This is a genomic window from Schaalia suimastitidis DSM 15538 (assembly GCF_000429105.1).
Taxonomy (GTDB): Bacteria; Actinomycetota; Actinomycetes; order Actinomycetales; family Actinomycetaceae; genus Pauljensenia; species Pauljensenia suimastitidis.
Genome location: NZ_AUBF01000009.1, coordinates 119,745 through 135,599, shown reverse-complemented (window position 1 = coordinate 135,599; position 15,855 = coordinate 119,745). Strand labels below are relative to the sequence as shown.

General features: G+C 56.5%; 15 protein-coding genes. 4 read left to right on the top strand and 11 right to left on the bottom strand.

Annotated features, from left to right (window positions below):
• Positions 1–34: 34 nt before the first annotated feature.
• Positions 35–1,384, bottom strand: a complete 1,350-nt coding sequence (locus G438_RS10880) for an MFS transporter (RefSeq protein WP_051259309.1) — start codon at positions 1,382–1,384, stop codon at positions 35–37.
• 526 nt (positions 1,385–1,910) lie between these two features.
• Here G438_RS10880 and G438_RS0104835 point away from each other — a divergent pair.
• Together G438_RS0104835 and G438_RS0104830 are read left to right on the top strand one after the other, a co-directional pair.
• Positions 1,911–2,249, top strand: coding sequence for a VOC family protein (locus G438_RS0104835; protein ID WP_026460369.1), 339 nt, complete (start codon positions 1,911–1,913; stop codon positions 2,247–2,249).
• A gap of 211 nt (positions 2,250–2,460) precedes the next feature.
• Complete coding sequence (locus G438_RS0104830) at positions 2,461–2,919, top strand: SRPBCC family protein (RefSeq protein WP_026460368.1); 459 nt, start codon at positions 2,461–2,463, stop codon at positions 2,917–2,919.
• Positions 2,920–3,123: 204 nt separating this feature from the next.
• On the opposite strand, the gene G438_RS0104825 is transcribed toward G438_RS0104830, so the two are convergent.
• From G438_RS0104825 to G438_RS0104780, 10 genes are all read right to left on the bottom strand, one after another.
• Positions 3,124–3,588: an ASCH domain-containing protein gene (locus G438_RS0104825; RefSeq protein ID WP_051259308.1), complete on the bottom strand. Its 465-nt coding sequence runs from the start codon at positions 3,586–3,588 to the stop codon at positions 3,124–3,126.
• A 148-nt stretch (positions 3,589–3,736) separates the two neighbouring features.
• Positions 3,737–4,084: a YciI family protein gene (locus G438_RS0104820; protein ID WP_131245778.1), complete on the bottom strand. Its 348-nt coding sequence runs from the start codon at positions 4,082–4,084 to the stop codon at positions 3,737–3,739.
• The gene (locus G438_RS0104815) at positions 4,084–4,938 is read right to left on the bottom strand and encodes a VOC family protein (RefSeq protein ID WP_026460365.1); all 855 of its coding nucleotides are present in this window, start codon (positions 4,936–4,938) and stop codon (positions 4,084–4,086) included. Before G438_RS0104815 ends, G438_RS0104820 begins: the two co-directional genes overlap by 1 nt.
• Before the next feature lie 188 nt (positions 4,939–5,126).
• The gene (locus G438_RS10875) at positions 5,127–5,804 is read right to left on the bottom strand and encodes a hypothetical protein (protein ID WP_131245776.1); all 678 of its coding nucleotides are present in this window, start codon (positions 5,802–5,804) and stop codon (positions 5,127–5,129) included.
• Positions 5,749–6,222, bottom strand: coding sequence for a VOC family protein (locus G438_RS10870; protein WP_051259306.1), 474 nt, complete (start codon positions 6,220–6,222; stop codon positions 5,749–5,751). Before G438_RS10870 ends, G438_RS10875 begins: the two co-directional genes overlap by 56 nt.
• 89 nt (positions 6,223–6,311) lie before the next feature.
• Entirely contained in the window at positions 6,312–7,715 is a 1,404-nt protein-coding gene (locus G438_RS10865) for a peptidase U32 family protein (RefSeq protein WP_131245774.1), read from the bottom strand.
• A gap of 283 nt (positions 7,716–7,998) precedes the next feature.
• Positions 7,999–9,675, bottom strand: coding sequence for a glycoside hydrolase family 36 protein (locus tag G438_RS0104795; RefSeq protein ID WP_026460364.1), 1,677 nt, complete (start codon positions 9,673–9,675; stop codon positions 7,999–8,001).
• A gap of 195 nt (positions 9,676–9,870) precedes the next feature.
• The gene (locus G438_RS0104790) at positions 9,871–11,235 is read right to left on the bottom strand and encodes an ABC transporter substrate-binding protein (protein ID WP_026460363.1); all 1,365 of its coding nucleotides are present in this window, start codon (positions 11,233–11,235) and stop codon (positions 9,871–9,873) included.
• A 29-nt stretch (positions 11,236–11,264) separates the two neighbouring features.
• Positions 11,265–12,158, bottom strand: coding sequence for a carbohydrate ABC transporter permease (locus tag G438_RS0104785; RefSeq protein ID WP_026460362.1), 894 nt, complete (start codon positions 12,156–12,158; stop codon positions 11,265–11,267).
• 2 nt (positions 12,159–12,160) lie between these two features.
• Positions 12,161–13,087, bottom strand: coding sequence for a carbohydrate ABC transporter permease (locus G438_RS0104780; protein ID WP_026460361.1), 927 nt, complete (start codon positions 13,085–13,087; stop codon positions 12,161–12,163).
• 73 nt (positions 13,088–13,160) lie between these two features.
• Between G438_RS0104780 and G438_RS0104775 the strand changes: the two genes are divergently transcribed.
• Both G438_RS0104775 and G438_RS0104770 read left to right on the top strand, forming a co-directional pair.
• Positions 13,161–14,336, top strand: a complete 1,176-nt coding sequence (locus tag G438_RS0104775) for an ROK family protein (protein ID WP_026460360.1) — start codon at positions 13,161–13,163, stop codon at positions 14,334–14,336.
• A 74-nt stretch (positions 14,337–14,410) separates the two neighbouring features.
• The gene (locus tag G438_RS0104770; RefSeq protein ID WP_026460359.1) at positions 14,411–15,733 is read left to right on the top strand and encodes a family 16 glycosylhydrolase; all 1,323 of its coding nucleotides are present in this window, start codon (positions 14,411–14,413) and stop codon (positions 15,731–15,733) included.
• Positions 15,734–15,855: the final 122 nt, after the last annotated feature.

Genomic DNA, 15,855 nt, shown 5'->3' with positions numbered 1-15,855 from the left:
ACGTCCTACCTCGTTACGCCTCCGCCACTGCCTCCTAGCGCTTGGCTTTGATCAGCCGCAGGAGCCATACTGCGCTCAGCGCGCCAATGACTGCGACACCTGCCATCATGAGGAAAATGATGCGGAATGCCGTCGCAGGCTCACCTTCGAAAGCGTCAAGGATCATGCCATTGACTGGCATCGCCCACAGAATGCATGCAAATCCCATAAAGGAGTTGACCGACATCGCAGAGCCGAGCATTGTGTCAGGCAAGGCAAGCTCGGCGATGGGTGCCTGCTGAATCCCTTTCGCCATGAGGATCACGAAGGCAAAACACGACATGATGATAATTGCAGTCAGCATCCAGCCGGGCCGCGCGGGAACGTAGGCAAGTACTGCCAGCAGTGCGGCGGAAACGGCGAGGGTGACGAAGATCGTTTTCGAAGCAGAACGTATCAGCCGATCAGCAAGCCAACCACCCACTACTCCCCCGCCGAGGCCAAGGAGAATGGCATTGGCTGTGGTGTAGATTGGCGCGATATCGGCATTCATCGCATGGACCCGAATGAGGTACGGCGCGGTGTAAACAAGGGTGGTGTAGACCCAGTAAATACATAGTCCAACCAGCCCAGCGAGCCAAACGGTGGGGATGCGCAACGTGGCCATAAGCCCAGCGAGCGCTTGCCGATTGTCGGTGCCTACGCCTCGGGCCGAGTCTGCTTGCCGGGCGCCATTCTCTCCGCCTCGGGCCGAGTCTGCTTGCCGGGCGCCGTTACTTTCTCCTCTTACCGAGGCGTGGGCGGAGTCAGCGGGTACGAAACGGTGAACCAGGTAGGCCATGGGCACTGTGAGGCATGCGTAGACGATCATGCCTGCCTTAAACACCAGCATGGTGCCGCCAAGTAGTGCCATGACGCCGATGAGGATACCGTTCAGTGTGGCTTCGCCGCCTGCTCGTAGGGCTGTCAGGAGGCCAAGGCCCATACTTTTGTTGTTTTCGCCGCTAAAGAGGACGACGCCTTTGACGACAGCCGGCCAAAAGATAGCGTCGAGGATGCCCCAGCTCAGTGCAATGGTGAACATGACGGGGAACGGCGGGATGAGCAGGATCATCGTCAGGCTCGTCACACAGCGGTAGAGAAGGCCCGCGATCAGGAGGCTGCGGACGTTGAAACGGTTATTGACCCATCCGCCCGGAATATAGAACAGGACAGCGACGCCAAGGGCCATAAAGAGCAGACCAAATTGTGTGTCACTCAACCCGTAATAGGTGACGAGACGCTCGTAAAAAGGTATTTTGAAGGATTCGAAGGCTGAATAGATGAGTTGTCCGGAAAAGACGACGCTGAAGAATGCGGCGCTTTGTTGGCGGGTGGCGAATCCATTGCGTGCCAGGATACCCATTGGTACGTGTCCTCTTGTGAGCGTGGTGTGTGCAGTTTGGTCGCGTGCGTCAATGCTGTGCCACGTACTGCAGTGAGGACTTTAGGATCCCGCGCAACCATTCAGTTGTCAAATAACCATGCGAGGGTCGGTGCTATCTCGGTCAAGAGCGACACGAGGCAGCGCCACAGTGTGGTGGCACAGCGTGGGAGTAGCACACAGTCACACAGCGCGATGCCACGGCACAATGGCGCAGCGTCGCGGCAGCATGCGGCCGACAGACTGTAAGGCAATGCGGCAACAGAACCCACGGCGGCATTGGACCGGGAGCATTTTGACGGTCAGAAAGTAACCCACACACCTTCGGGCCGCCTGCCAGAAAGGTCTAAGTGCCATAAGGTGTGTGAGAGAAAAATCCGGTGCCACTGACATGAGAGGCAAGAGATATCTTGGCAATGTCGATCTGGATAAATCGCGTGCGAAGATCTCGCTTTTAGGTAGCCCGAACCTTGGGCTTTAATATGAGAACTGAAGAAGGAGCAACGACATGAAATCACACGTGACAAGCCTCATCTCCATTTTTCCTGTCAAGGATTTGGAAACAAGCCTAGCCTGGTACAGAAAATGGCTGGGCGATCCTGATGTCATCCCCATGGAAGGGATCGCGGAGTACCACGTGACCGAGACTGCTTGGTTGCAACTGTCCCAAGAAGAAGGGAATCCAACCAGTCTTGTCCTCGGTGTGGATGACATTAAGAAAGTACAAGAAGAACTTGCCAGCAACGGTTTAGAGCCAAGTGACCTAATGGATTGGGAGGTCGTTCTGACCTGTTATATCGACGATCCTGATGGCAATCGCATTTCCTTTGCGCAAGAAGTTCTATAAACGCGATGGATGATTAGACAAGCCTGGGCAAAAACTAGCCAATACCAAAAACAAAGACAGTTTTGATTGTGGACAAGTCCTGCTTATCTGTCTGTGTTTTCCATTTGTACCAACCATTATGGACTGGCTCCTTAACTAATTTTGTCAGATTGGTACTCGCAGAAAAGCCCCTCACCACCCGCACGTCACCTTGTCCTGCTAGTCTTGCCCGATGGCTACTTTTTCAGTGACTCGTTCTGCCACGATCCCCGCTTCCATCGACACTGTCCGTGCACTTATTCGCGACCTGCATGAATGGGAAAAATGGTCACCCTGGCAAGACATTGACTCCCAGATGACGCAAACCTATTCCGGTGCTGATGCTGGCGTTGGTGCGCGCATGGAATGGTCGGGGAACAAGGAGGCCGGTTCCGGCCGCATGACTGTCGTTACTGACACGCCTGAATTGATTGAGGTTGACGTTGAGTTCCTCAAACCTTTCAAAGCGTTGAACCGCAGCCACTTCACTCTTGCCGTCCAAGGTGAGGAATCCACGGTTGTCACGTGGGAAATGACGGGCAAACAAAACCTTCTGATGAAGGTGATGTTTTCTGTCATGAAGATGGATGGGCGCATTGGTGCTGACTTTGAGCGTGGCCTCGCGCGCCTCGCCGAGGCGGCAGCGAACTAAGTCGGCGCATTCAACCAGCGTTTGGGGCGCAAAACCAGGCCAACGCCCCAGCTACCGACGCCCCAACGCACCGGCTGCCAAGGCACTGAGTACCGTTACTTCCGAGCACGCACGCTCGCCCCGCCCGCCAATACATCGCCTGCCCAGACACGCACGCTCCTCCCCCACCCGAACACGCACCCATTCGGCATACCCGGCGCACACCTATTCCGCGTACAGCACAGTGAAACGTTCGCACACGATAAGGGCAGCTTCGTCAATCCGGTGAGTATTGCCTGCAATGGCCGACGAATGAGCAAGCCAGAATGCTTCATGGGAGTCGCGCCACTGCTGAATAGAGCCGTCACCCTCACCTTCAGCGCGCGCATGATCGGCTCCAACCAAAGCAAATGGCACCACATCAACCTCGGTCGTGCGAATAAGGGCACGAGGCACCCCCTGGCCATCCAGCACGATACCCAGGTCACCGATGTGCGGAAGTGGTTCTTCCTCAGCAAGGTAGTCAGCAAAATACGAGGCGGTCGCCGTTTTTACGCCATCAACTACCAGCTGGGCCAGCCGATTTGCCTGCTCGGAGCCAGCCCCGAATGCCCAGGCAGGTGGCGCCTCGGAAAGCGGATTAAGATCGGCGCAGACAGCAGTGGCACGCGCCCAAAATTCCTCGACCACAATTAATACCCTTCTGCGTGTGACGCAACCCCATTGTGCGACGCTCGCCCTTGGTTCAATATTTGGCCCGCCGCCACGTCTGACGCTCTGTTACGCATTACCCCACGCGGAAACGCACTGCGTGGCGACGGTTTGATGTCAGATGTATTCAGCCTGCCATTTGCCGCAGCTCAACGGTATTTCCACATGCCGCTGCGGCGCGACCCGCAATGTCGGTGGCTTCGTCAAGGTCGATTGCCTCGACAATCCAGAAACCGCCAAGGAAATGGCTCGCCTCAACGTAAGGGCCAGGCGTCGCCTCACCGTCAGGAGTAATGCTCACCGCAGTTGATGGCGGCATGAGCCCGGCAGCACTCACCCATTGTCCCGCTTCCTGTAACGCAGTGTTGAATGCGTCGACGCGGGCAAATGCTGCTTGCATTGCGGCCTCGTCGGCGTAAACCGTGCCGTCGTCGTGTGCGCCTGCGGGATTGTAGACGCTGATCAGGTACTGCATTATGCCTCCAGTTGAGTCAGATCGATTTTACCCATGTCCATCAGGCGACCCCTCGTAATCGGGTCAGCCATCAGTTGGCCAATAGTGTCGGGCAGAACCTGCCACGAAACACCCCACTGGTCCATGCACCAGCCGCAGCGTTCAGCCTCGGGCACACGTGACAGTGCCGCCCAGTACGTGTCCAACCCAGCTTGAGTAGCGGTGAAAAGCATCATTGAAACACCGGGCGTGAATGTGAAGTCGTGGAAGGTCCCCGAATCCATGCCGGCAAACCACTGGCCTGCCAGCGTGAAACTGGTGAATTGGACGCTACCGGCTTCCAGCGGCCCGTTGTCGTCGTATCTGACGATACTTTTACGTTCACCGCCAAGGGTCGCGATCCAATGATCGGTGGCTTCTTCACAGTTGCCGTGGTTGGTACCACCGAACATAAAGGCCGGGATCACAAAGGGTGCCGGTTCGCCTTCAGGATTCGTCAGCATCAGTTGCCATGTGAAACCGTAACGGTCCTTCACCCAGGCGTAGTGCGCGCTGAAAGGGTACTGCCCCAGCTCCATAAGTACGCCACCTTCACTGAGGTGCTCGTAGCAATGGTCGAGGTATTGGCGTGCCTGCGCTTCACCTCCAAAGAGCAGCGGATCGAAGTTGAGCAGTCCGCTGATGGACGGGTTGGGTGCATATGTGGCGTCTGCGCCCAGCAGCACTAGTTTGCGGCCGTGGATGGTGATTTCCGAGGTAATACCTGCGTCAACGATTGTCACATCGCGGAAAATGTCAGCATAGTACCGCGCTGCCTGCGCTGCGTCTCCGTTGATCCAGATACACGGCGTGGGACCGTGAGATAATGATGTCATTCGTTTGGCCAATCTGTTTGTTGATTGCTGGTCACGATGCTGGTCTGCCAGCGAGTCACGATGCTGGTCGCTGCTCGCGAGTCACGATGCTGGTCTGCCAGCGAGTCACGATGCTGGTCGCTGCTCGCAAGTCACGATGCTGGTCTGCCAGCGAGTCACGACGTTGGTCACTGGTCACTGGTCACTGGTCACTGGTCACTGGTCCCGATGCTGCCGGGTTCTTCCCAGGCAGCAAATTCAGCGAGCACTGCCTTCCATATGTTTTTAAACGCTGTAGCCTCATCACTGCTACCCAGTTTGCGCATTTCAACGGCGATTCCGCATTTGGCGGCACCAGCTGCACTGGGACGCGCACTAATATTGACCGAGACCGGCGCACCGTTTTCTAATTCGCAGCGCCAGTACCGCCACTTGTCAGTAGCTGTGCAACGCGGCTCACTAGCCCAGGCAATCCCCTCAACCTCGCTCAAGCGTTCCTGCACGAAAAGTGCCCAACGGTCGGCCACCTCGTCCATCGACCCAGGCACGGTTTTCGAGGCGCTCGCACCGTAAGCACCGTCGCAACGTTGCCCCTCTTGGCGTCGACCAATGTGCTGCTCATACAGGGCGGTCACACCTTGGGCCCACCACTGGAGGCTCCGGTTGGCCAGCGCTGGATTACCGGCCTCGTGGGATTCGACGATGCGCGCCAACGCTAATTTCGCCAGCGCGGTGTGGTCCAGGCTCCGGTGCGGCTCAAAATACGTCAACCATTCTTCTTGGCCGATGCCGGTATTGCGTTCGACCGAGGCCCACACGGACGCCAAGTCTTTAGGCATTGGCGTTGACGTCGTCGAAACGACCGGCTTGACCGGCGGGGACGTCAATATTGAACATCCACGGTACGCCGAATCCGTCAACAAGCGATCCGAAGACGGCGCCCCACATGACGCGTGTCAGCGGCATGACGACGGTGGCATTGTCGTGCGCGGCGAGTGCGTCGAAGGCTGAGGCGAGTTCCTCAAGTGTCTGGACGCTTTCACCCACCAGGGCGATGTTGTAGTTGTTGCCCAGGGTGACCTCGATCGGCGTTTCTGCAATGATGTCGGCAGCCATTAGGGTGAAGTGCGGTGTGCGCAGTTCAGCATTCATGACCTTGTCGAGGCTTGGGGAGCCTTCCGGCAGCGCCTGCGCATCGCCGAATGTCATGATCTGTAGTTCGCCACCGAAGATGCCCTGGTAGTAGGTCATGGCCTCGGCAGTATTTCCGGGGAAGTTGAGGTAGACGCGTAGTTCGTAGGCCATGGGTTTTCCTTTCAGCAATTCCGCGGCTCATATGCGGCAAGCAAAGTGAATACCATCGTAGTGGCCGCTATGACTTTTGTCCCAGCAGTTCAGTTGTGACTCCTGGACACTCGTTTCGGCATGAGCGCACGAATCATCGCACCTGCAGGTACAGGCTGATCAATGGGAAGGGAAAACTCGTGCGCAGGATGGTTGATTTCCGCGACAGCTCGCCCCGCCTCGTCTTGCAGACCGAGTTCAGGGACGCGGCATACGACAGGTTCGTGCCCAGGGAAAAGAAACTCGATATCCATCCCCGGACTGATTTTATTTTTCGCGTGGATGCGCACGCGGCCCGCGGCATCGTCGTAGCCAATGACATTTCCAACCCACCGCCACGTATTGATATAGGCGCCAGACATGATATTTTCGCCAGCACTGTGTTCTGGATAGTAAAAGCCAGTGGAGTATTCTCGGTGAGCGATTTTGTAAGGTTCCTCAAGCAACCATGCTGGAAGGACCACCTTTGGAGGTGCGGTACCGCCACCAGTGCACGCGCAGGCAGACGATGCCACCGGCAGCACATCCGCACCGTCGCTCAGGTGATGCCGAAATGGCGTAAGCGTATTGCCAGCGGCGTCCTCAAAGCCGCGCTGCAGCATGTACTCATTGACGGCACATTTATAGGCATTGGCCATAGCCGCCACGTAATAAGCACTCTTTGCTCGGCCTTCAATTTTCAAGCTAGTGATGCCCGCGTCAAGAATCTCGTCAACGTGAGCCAACAGATTCATGTCATGGGAGTTAAACAGGAATGTTCCCTGGTCGGTGATTTCTACCGGAATAAACTCGCCGGGCCGTTTCTCTTCCACGACGTGGTATTTCCAGCGGCATGACTGCGCGCAATCCCCATGGTTGGCGTCTCTTCCGGTCATGTGCTGCGAGATTAAACACCGCCCCGAAAAGGCCATACACATGGACCCATGGACGAATGCTTCGATTTCAAGGTCCGGTGAAACATTAGCTCGGATACCTCGGATTGCTTCCAGGTCAAGTTCCCGGGCCAGCACCACGCGAGAAGCTCCCAGGGCAGCGAAGGCATTGGCGGCCTGGTAATTGGTGATCCCCGCCTGGGTCGATACGTGCACCTCAACGTGTGGCGCCACCTGCTTTGCAGCCATGAGGACACCAACATCCGAAACGATAAGTGCATCGACACCGATCTCGCCGAGCTGCCCCATGTAGGCATTCATCTGCTCAATTTCGTCATTGCGCGGCAAAATATTGCAGGTGACGAAGATCCGGGCGTCGCGTTGATGCGCATAGGCTACCGCCTGCTCGAAATCCTCAAGGCTGAGGTTTTTTGGCGCTGCACGCATCCCGAAGGCTTTCCCGCCGCAGTACACGGCATCGGCCCCAAAATCGATAGCGGTTTTGACAGTGGCAAGGCTACCTGCGGGGGCGAGGACCTCGGGCTTGGTGCGCCTGACGATGGGCGGGAAGTCTACGGACACCCCCACAGCATACGCGACCTGGCGGTGCGCACCTGAGAATACGTGACGAGGCGGTGCGCAGCTGCCAGCTATTCGCCGCCTTGTCACCGCCTCGCCGCATCAGCGCGTCGCCCACGTGAAACGGTCACCGCCTCGCCGCATCAGCGCGTCGCCCACGTGAATCGGTCACCGCCTCGCCGCATCAGCGCGTCGCCCACGTGAATCGGCCACCGCCTCGCCGCATCAGCGCGTCGCCCACGTCAACCATCCACCGCCTCGTCAAGCAGTCGCCGACACCCGGCAACTATTTGACCAGCAGTCGGTCAGAGACGCGACCGGCGGGGGTAATCCACGGCTCGAAATCAACGTCTCGCCCATCAACGCGAAAGACGTAGCGCGACAGTTGCTCAACCTGCGGTCGTTTCCCGTCTTTAAACGAGTAACAGCAGCCGGCGATAATGGCACGTTCAGCATCCGTCAGCCACGCATCTGGGTCGGAGCATCCGAAAACACCGCACACCCGCGCCATTTCCTGCGTGATTGCATTCACCTCGGGCGACAGCAGCGAACCGCGCGTGCGCGCATAAGCAACATCAGGGTCAATATCCACCACGCTACTGAGCCAATACCTGGTCACGGAGTTACGTAACGCATTACGCACGGCAGGTCCGCTTGGGTCTCGATGCCGATCCATATTGTCCCAGTAGGGAGCAGTATCCGGCCCCACTCGCATACCGTCAACAAGTCCAATTGACGCAGCCACAACAGCGCCCGACGCCATAATGTAGCAATCCGGTATGTGTTGGCGAATCGCTTCCAGACCCATGCGGTAGGCATCTTCCCGATTCACCTGCTGGTACCGGTGCCCACGCATTGCCGCCGCATTGAGGAAATCAAATTTAAAGTATCGAAAGCCCCAGCGGTAAGCCCGATCAATCACATCAAGTACCCAAGCCATTGCTTCAGGGCGGGTACAGTCGATGGCATAGTAGGCCTGTCCCCAGTTATACCCAGCAACGGCTGGGTACCCGTCGGCGTCGGCAACGAAGTATTCGGGGTGTTCTTGCACGACCGGCGTGTCCGCGAGCGCAATAAAGGGTGATATCCACAGGCCAGCGGTCATTCCGGCATCATTTATTTGCTTGACGAGGCCTTCCATCCCTCGGGGAAAATCGTCGTTACACGTCCAGTCGCCAACACTTTTTTCCCATCCGTCGTCGATTTGCACGACCTCGTAGCCGCTTCGCGCTGCCGCTGAAATTTCCGAGGCAATATGTTCTTCCGTGATCTCTTCGAACCAGGAATACCAGGAGGACCAGACTGCGCCAACCTCGTGACGCGGGTACGTCCTGGCCGAAGTCGATATGCCCACCCCATGGTCATCGTGGGCTCTCACCGAGGCCGCGGCGGCAACTGTGGGGGCTACAGCGCAGGTTTCACTGTGGTGCAGCTGAGTATCAGAAGCGCCAACCGAGGCGCTGACCGCTTGGGCGAAGGCTGTCAGGCATGCATATTCGGGGCCGAAGGCAAAAAACCATTCGAGTATTTCCCCAGAATCTGCGGTACCTTCTTCGGCCTCGTCAAGGCTGGATCCGAATATTTCGCCGTCCCGCAATCCGAACAGTGCCGTGCGCGCTCCGAGTGCTCCGACGAGGAATATCTGGCCTGGAGCCAGCTCAAGGCAGGTGAGCATATAGGACTGGTGCACGCTCGGAGTGTCGGTGGCGGCATCTTCAGCGGTTGCGGTGCGCATCGGATTGTTCCATACGCGCCACGGGTCTCGGTCAAGGTACCACCATCGTGTCGGTGACCAGGATCCATATCCGTGTCTGAGGTAGGACACCGACGGCGGTAAGGTGTGGTGGATGCGGACAGTACGGCTGGTGCCCTTGGCGGTGCTGACACCAGCGCTGTCATAGGCGAGGGCAATGTCACCGGTCAGTTGCCATATGCCATCACATTGGCTGAGTTGAATATTCATCGTCGTGCACTTCTCCGTGCGTATCGAGGCGAAGCTGTGGAAGGTGGGAAAGGTGCGGCACGGTTGGGCCGTCGTGCGTTGGCGGCGCAGACGAGGCGAAAAGCATTGGCCGCACTAACGCGCGGCCTGCACACAGGCCGCTGCGCGTGGGGTGCGGTGCACGTACACTCGTTGCGTACACCGCACCACCGTGCGCTACTGGGCGAGGATCGCGTTAATCTTCTCGTTGAGCGCTGGCAAAGCGTCGGCAGGTTTGACTTGACCGCGTTGGATTTGTTCTATGACAAGCCCTGCTTCGGCATTGATTTCAGCTGCTTTGAAGGTGATCGGGTAGTATTCCAGCGCGTTGGGATCACGCGCAATATCGAGATAAGCCGATACGTCAACACCCTTGGCTTCATGTGCCTTAGCTGCAGCCTCGGAGTAGGCGGTGATGGAGGGGAAGACCACGGCCTCGTCGGCGATGATGCTTTGGCATTCGCTGGAGGTAAGGAAACGGACCCACTTCCATGCTTCCTCAGGATGCTTGGTGTCTTTCGTGATGGATGGAGCGATGCCGTTAATAATGGTCTTGCGGCCTTCAGGTCCCTTCGGCAGCGGAGCGAATGCGAAATCCTGCGCTTGGGAGTTGGCCCAAGAGTTGATACGCCACGATCCATCGGGCACAAGCGCCGCTTTCTTCTGTTCCATCATCGGTTCTAGGCCCAGGTTACCGGCCTCTTCAACGGGGGTGACGAAACCAGCTTCAATTTGTTGTTGCCACCAGGTCAGCGCTTCGGAAAGCTTCGGGTCATCCAGCTGGTAACGAGTACCGAATGGGTTCTTGTCAAGGTAGGTGAAACCATTGGACATTGCCAACCACGACCATGGGCCTTGTCCGACGACGCCGCCTCCGGTTTCCAAGCCCCACCCGTAGGTTTCTACCTGTGTTTTGTCGAAGCCTGGTTCGTCGCCGCGTACACCGTTTTTGTCAATCGTCAGGTGGGAAATGAGTTTACCGAAGGAGCCTCCGTCGGTGGGGTTCCAGTCGAGGTCCTTTAAGGTTCCGGGGTCGATGCCGGCAGCTTTGACTGCCTCGACGTTGTAGACCAGGGCGATGGTGTCCCAGTCTTGTGGAATGCCGAAACGTTGGCCGTCATATTCCCACAAGCTGGCAAGGTCACCGGTATATTGACTGAAGTCGACAGGGTCTTTTTCTAAGAACGGGTTGAGGTCCAGTAGCACGCCTTTGGTGGCAAGTTCCGGGTAGTAGGCAACGTGGTTAGTGAAAACATCTGGTGCAGTTCCCGCGTTCAGTGACGTGGTGAGGTTTTGCCAGTAGTCATCCCAACCGGATTGTTCAATATTGACGTTAATGCCTGTGCTTTGAGTGAATTTCGCAGCGCATTTTTCATATGCGGGTTTTTGGTTGGGGTCCCACAGCGTGTAAGTGATAGTTGTGCCGCCGCTTTCGCTGGAGCCACCGCCACCGCTGGTGTTTTGCAATTCTGCTGGCGTGCAGGCAGCAAGGCCCAGCGCGGTAACTGCCGCACATGCGAGAAGTGTTCGCCTGATTTTCATGTGTCTCTCCTTTGAGGGGTTCTTGTTTTTTATTTGGCAGATGTCAGTCCAATGGAGCCCACGAGTTTCTTTCCGACAAGTAGAAGGACGATGAGCATTGGAAGTGTTTGCAGCGTTGCCGCTGCCATGAGGCCTGCCCAGTCTGGACTGGTCGATGGTGAGGCTTGTTGGAATACCGCCAACGCGACGTTGAGGAGTCGCACAGCGTGGTCTTTGCCAATCAACTGTGGCCACAGGTACTCGTTCCAAGCGAAAACGGCTTGGATGATGGAAATAGTGGCGATCGGTGCTGAACTCATCGGGAGGATGATGCGAAGGAAAGTGCGCCAGTATCCGGCGCCGTCAACTTTGGCGGCTTCTTCTACTTCACGCGGAATTGACAAGAAGAATTGCCGCAGGAAGAAGATGGCAAATGGGCTGACGAAGAAATACGGCGCAAGTAATCCAAGGAAACTGTTGAGTAGCCCAAGGTTTTTAATGAGCACAAAGTTTGGTAGCACAATGAAGATTGGCGGAATCATCATGCCTGTCAGCAGCACTGCGAAGATCTTGTCGCGTCCGGGGAAGCGCAGGCGGGCGAACGCATAGGCGGCCATCGAGGATGTCACGACCTGCCCAATTACCAGCAGTGCTGTAAAAATCATCGAGTTTCGCAGGTACAACCAGAAGTACATTTTGGCGCCTGCACCGCCGGCTGCGAGGTCTTCTTCTGCAGACACCAAACCCAGTACACGTTTGAAGTTGACGAGGGTCGCGTCCTGCGGGATAAGCGAGTAGTCTCCGCTGAAAATCTGCGCGTTGGGAACAAATGCCGTTCGAATAGTCCACACAAACGGGATGAGTGTGATGACGAGGAGCAGGATAAGCGTAGCCCATCCAATGACTTTGCCCGGCTTTATTGTGATCTTTTGTCCACGTGTCATTGTCAGTCCAAGTCTGTTTCGGTTGCGCGGGTTAGACGAAGTTGAAGCAACGTCATGGCAAGGATGATGATGAGCAGCGCGACTGCCATGGCTGCGGCGTAGCCCATTTGGCCTTGTTGGAAGGCTTTTTCGTAGATATAGAAGTAGATGACGCGTGTGGAGCCGATTGGCCCGCCTTTCGTTGCGACAGCCACGGTGTCGAATATTTGGAACGAACCGATCATGGACACTACGACGACCATGACCAGCACGGGCCGGATTAGCGGCAGTGTGATTGAGAAGGTGGTGCGGAGCGTACTGGCGCCATCTAGTTCAGCGGCTTCGTAAACCATCTTGGGTATGATCTGCATGCCCGCGAAGATGAGGAGTGCTGTGTAGCCCATATTTCGCCAGGAGTTCACCAGAGCTACCGTGATGATGGCGATATCAGGGTTCCCATAAAAGGCAATGGGGCCAACGCCGATATATCCCATGAGGTGGTTGAGTAGCCCAACGTTGGGGTCAAGGATGAACAGTGTGATCACGGCGATGGTGACATTTGGTACTAGCCACGGCACGAGGAGCAGCGAACGGACCAGGGTTGACTGGCTGATGCGTTGCATCAGTAGGGCAATACCGAAACCTGCGGCTGTCTGTGTGCTGATATTGACCACCACGTAGGTGGCGGTGATGAGGAGGGCGTTGTGGAAATGGGTGTCGGCCAGCAGCGTTGTGTAATTATCCAGGCCCACCCACTTCGGCGCAGTCAACAGGTCCCAGTCGGTGAAACTGATCTGTACACCGCGCATCATTGGGAATAGGTAGAACACGATGAATCCCAGGCAGGCGGGTGCAATAAAAGCTAATGCCACTAGGCTTTCATGCCGTGCGCGCGCATTGGTGCGCGTTTTCCTCGTCTTCTTGGAGGCGGGTGAAAGAATAGTCGTCATTGATATCCCCATTCCGTCAACAGTGCTGATATTATTATGCAAGTTTCTTTTGTATGTCAAAAGGGGGCCGACAATGACGACCACACCCACCGCTCGCCGACGTATTCAACGCCGAGCAAATATGGCTTCCGTCCTGTCACATTGCACGCAATCTGCCCAAACAATCAGCGAGCTAGCACGTCTGAGTGATTTAACGCGCCCCGGCGCCGAAGCAGTGGTCTCAGACCTTAAGGCACTGGGCTGGATCAGTGAAACAGCACCACCTGACACCTTGTCGTCACTTGGCCGTCCAGCTAGCTACTACCACCTGGCACCATCATCGGGACATGTTCTGGCCATCTCTTTTGGTGCCCACCACATTGGCGTAATGACTACAACCCTGAATGGCGAGATCCTCACCGATTACGAGGAAAGCTGCCAGGAAGAGACACCAACCCAGCAACGCCTCGATCGTGGCATCACCTTAGCGAAGCACGCACAGGAAGCAGCTCCCGGAAGCACCCTTATCTGCTCCGTCGCCACACCAGGCATCGTTCATGACGGCACAGTCACCTACTTCGGCGGTCACGGAATGCCTGGCTGGGTCGGTACAAACCTTGCCTCGGCACTCTCGCACGCCCTGTCAACCAAAACGATTGTGGCTGGTGACTGCGCCCTTGGCGCGCGCGGCGAATCATGGAAAGGCGCGGCAGCAGGTCTCGACAACGTCCTATATATCCTTGCTGGGCGACGCACAGGCGCCGCCGCCGTAATCTCGGGCCGCGTCCACGGAGGCTTTCAAGGAAGCGCCGGGCTCATTGGGGAACTTCCAGCGTTACAGTGGCGCGACCTCGAAAATGAATGTTTTGCCACACACCTGTACCCGAAGGGTCAGCCTCCACGGGTCGAACTCTTCCCAGCGGCACAGGCAGGCGATCAGCAAGCACTGGCTGCCATCGATGCCTACATTGATGTGCTCAGCCTGGGGACAGCCGCCATGATCTTGGCGCTCGCCCCACAATGCGTTGTCCTTGGTGGCCGTTTCGCCGCATACTCAGAACTCATTGTGCCGGGCCTAGAGGAACGACTCTCACAAATATGCCCCTTTATGCCGACGATCACCGCCTCACAGCTCGCCGGTAAAGAAATCATTCTCGGCGCAGCCCGCTACGGGCTTGATGCAATCAACGATGCCTTGGCGCGCCTCGTCCATGAGGCCGATTATTTCCCCTCCCCCACTCCAGGTTCCCTTTGGGAAGGTGAGTACTAAATGAGTCGATGCGCGCCAAGCCGTGTGCCTCGCACACACCACTACCGACAATGTCGTCACGAAAGGACACCTATATGCACTCCAGACAATGGCATTTCACACTGATCACGACGCTGGCCGTAAGTGCACTTGCCCTACCGCTCCTGCCGCATGCCGCCTCGGCAAATAGCGCACCGATCAACGGCCCACTTCCCCCACCTACATCCTCGCTGATTGACCCACAGACCCCTGAGCGGCCAGGTTATGTCATTACAGCATCAGAAGAGTTCAATTCGACAGATATCAATCGCCAACTATTTAGTGACGAATATCTTCCACATTGGTCAACGTCACCGGGGACGAAAGCGCGCTATCAGGTTGACAACGGTACCCTTAAACTCACGATTAATCGCGAGGACGCACCGTGGGACCCCGCCAGAGACGGCGACACCAAAATCTCGTCCATCCAGACTTTCAACAAGGATTACATCCACCGCTGGACCTCCTATCCCAATGTTGCGCAGCACGTCGAACCATTCCGCGGGCATCTGCAAAAATACGGCTACTTTGAGTTACGAGCAAAAGCAGCACCAGGCGGTGGCGTCCACTCTGCGTGGTGGATGACCGGCGTCAACCAAGATCAGCCTATCGGGGCCAATACGCAGGCACGACAGTCCGGTGAGGTTGATATTTTTGAGATCCTGGGCCGGTACGGCGGAAAGGAAGCTCTCTTTAGCACCCACACGTGGGGAGACTACTTCAAACTCTGGCCAAGTCGAGCACATTTTGGTGACGGCTCAGATTTCACCAGCCAGTGGCATACCTACGGTTTCGAATGGCTTCCCTCAGGCATGAAACTGTACGTCGACGGCAAACTCGTGCACTCCACGTGGCAATCTCCTGATTACCCGATGATGACATTCATAGGTGTCTACGAAAAAATGGGGAGTTCGTGGACAGGACCTTTCGACCCTCACACCCCCTATCCGAAAACCTTTGAGGTCGATTACTTCCGGGCATACCAGGCACAACCGACACTTCCTTACGCTGTTCAAGTCAATAATGGATTCCTACGCGGCCAAACGGTCGCCGAAAAAGGTTCAACACGTTGGCTTGGCGGAGAAGGCAATGATGCGACGCTCACTCAAGTATGGGCACCAGCCGACGGGAATTACCGTCTTGCCGTGGATTTCCGTAGCGGCGAGCGCCGCGATGTTCACATCACGGTCAACGACGATAGTCCGATTGTTCTACGAGGTCTATACTCTGGGAGCTTTGGTGGAAACTATGCCGAAGTTGGTTTCGAGGCACCACTAAAAGCAGGGTGGAACACGGTTCATTTCTCCAATCCAACGGGGGATGCGCCTGACCTTGGTTCTTTACACGTCATTGAGCATCTTGCCGACTCAGGCAACTAAACTGCGTGCTGGGTGGGCATTGCTACGGCATTCCCACCCAGCACGAGTGCCTCACCTGCCACAAAGGTCCCCATCTCCCACGAAACTCCCCTATCTTTCACAAAAGTCCCCCCTCCCACAAA

What these genes read in the sequence shown, in the direction of transcription:
- G438_RS0104795 (WP_026460364.1), bottom strand. Translation starts at nt 9,675, where the DNA reads ATGAATATTCAACTCAGCCAATGTGATGGCATATGGCAACTGACCGGT.
- G438_RS0104790 (WP_026460363.1), bottom strand. Translation starts at nt 11,235, where the DNA reads ATGAAAATCAGGCGAACACTTCTCGCATGTGCGGCAGTTACCGCGCTG.
- G438_RS0104785 (WP_026460362.1), bottom strand. Translation starts at nt 12,158, where the DNA reads ATGACACGTGGACAAAAGATCACAATAAAGCCGGGCAAAGTCATTGGA.
- G438_RS0104830 (WP_026460368.1), top strand. Translation starts at nt 2,461, where the DNA reads ATGGCTACTTTTTCAGTGACTCGTTCTGCCACGATCCCCGCTTCCATC.
- G438_RS0104820 (WP_131245778.1), bottom strand. Translation starts at nt 4,084, where the DNA reads ATGCAGTACCTGATCAGCGTCTACAATCCCGCAGGCGCACACGACGAC.
- G438_RS0104835 (WP_026460369.1), top strand. Translation starts at nt 1,911, where the DNA reads ATGAAATCACACGTGACAAGCCTCATCTCCATTTTTCCTGTCAAGGAT.
- G438_RS0104775 (WP_026460360.1), top strand. Translation starts at nt 13,161, where the DNA reads ATGACGACCACACCCACCGCTCGCCGACGTATTCAACGCCGAGCAAAT.
- G438_RS0104815 (WP_026460365.1), bottom strand. Translation starts at nt 4,938, where the DNA reads ATGACATCATTATCTCACGGTCCCACGCCGTGTATCTGGATCAACGGA.
- G438_RS0104780 (WP_026460361.1), bottom strand. Translation starts at nt 13,087, where the DNA reads ATGACGACTATTCTTTCACCCGCCTCCAAGAAGACGAGGAAAACGCGC.
- G438_RS10880 (WP_051259309.1), bottom strand. Translation starts at nt 1,384, where the DNA reads ATGGGTATCCTGGCACGCAATGGATTCGCCACCCGCCAACAAAGCGCC.
- G438_RS10870 (WP_051259306.1), bottom strand. Translation starts at nt 6,222, where the DNA reads ATGGCCTACGAACTACGCGTCTACCTCAACTTCCCCGGAAATACTGCC.
- G438_RS0104770 (WP_026460359.1), top strand. Translation starts at nt 14,411, where the DNA reads ATGCACTCCAGACAATGGCATTTCACACTGATCACGACGCTGGCCGTA.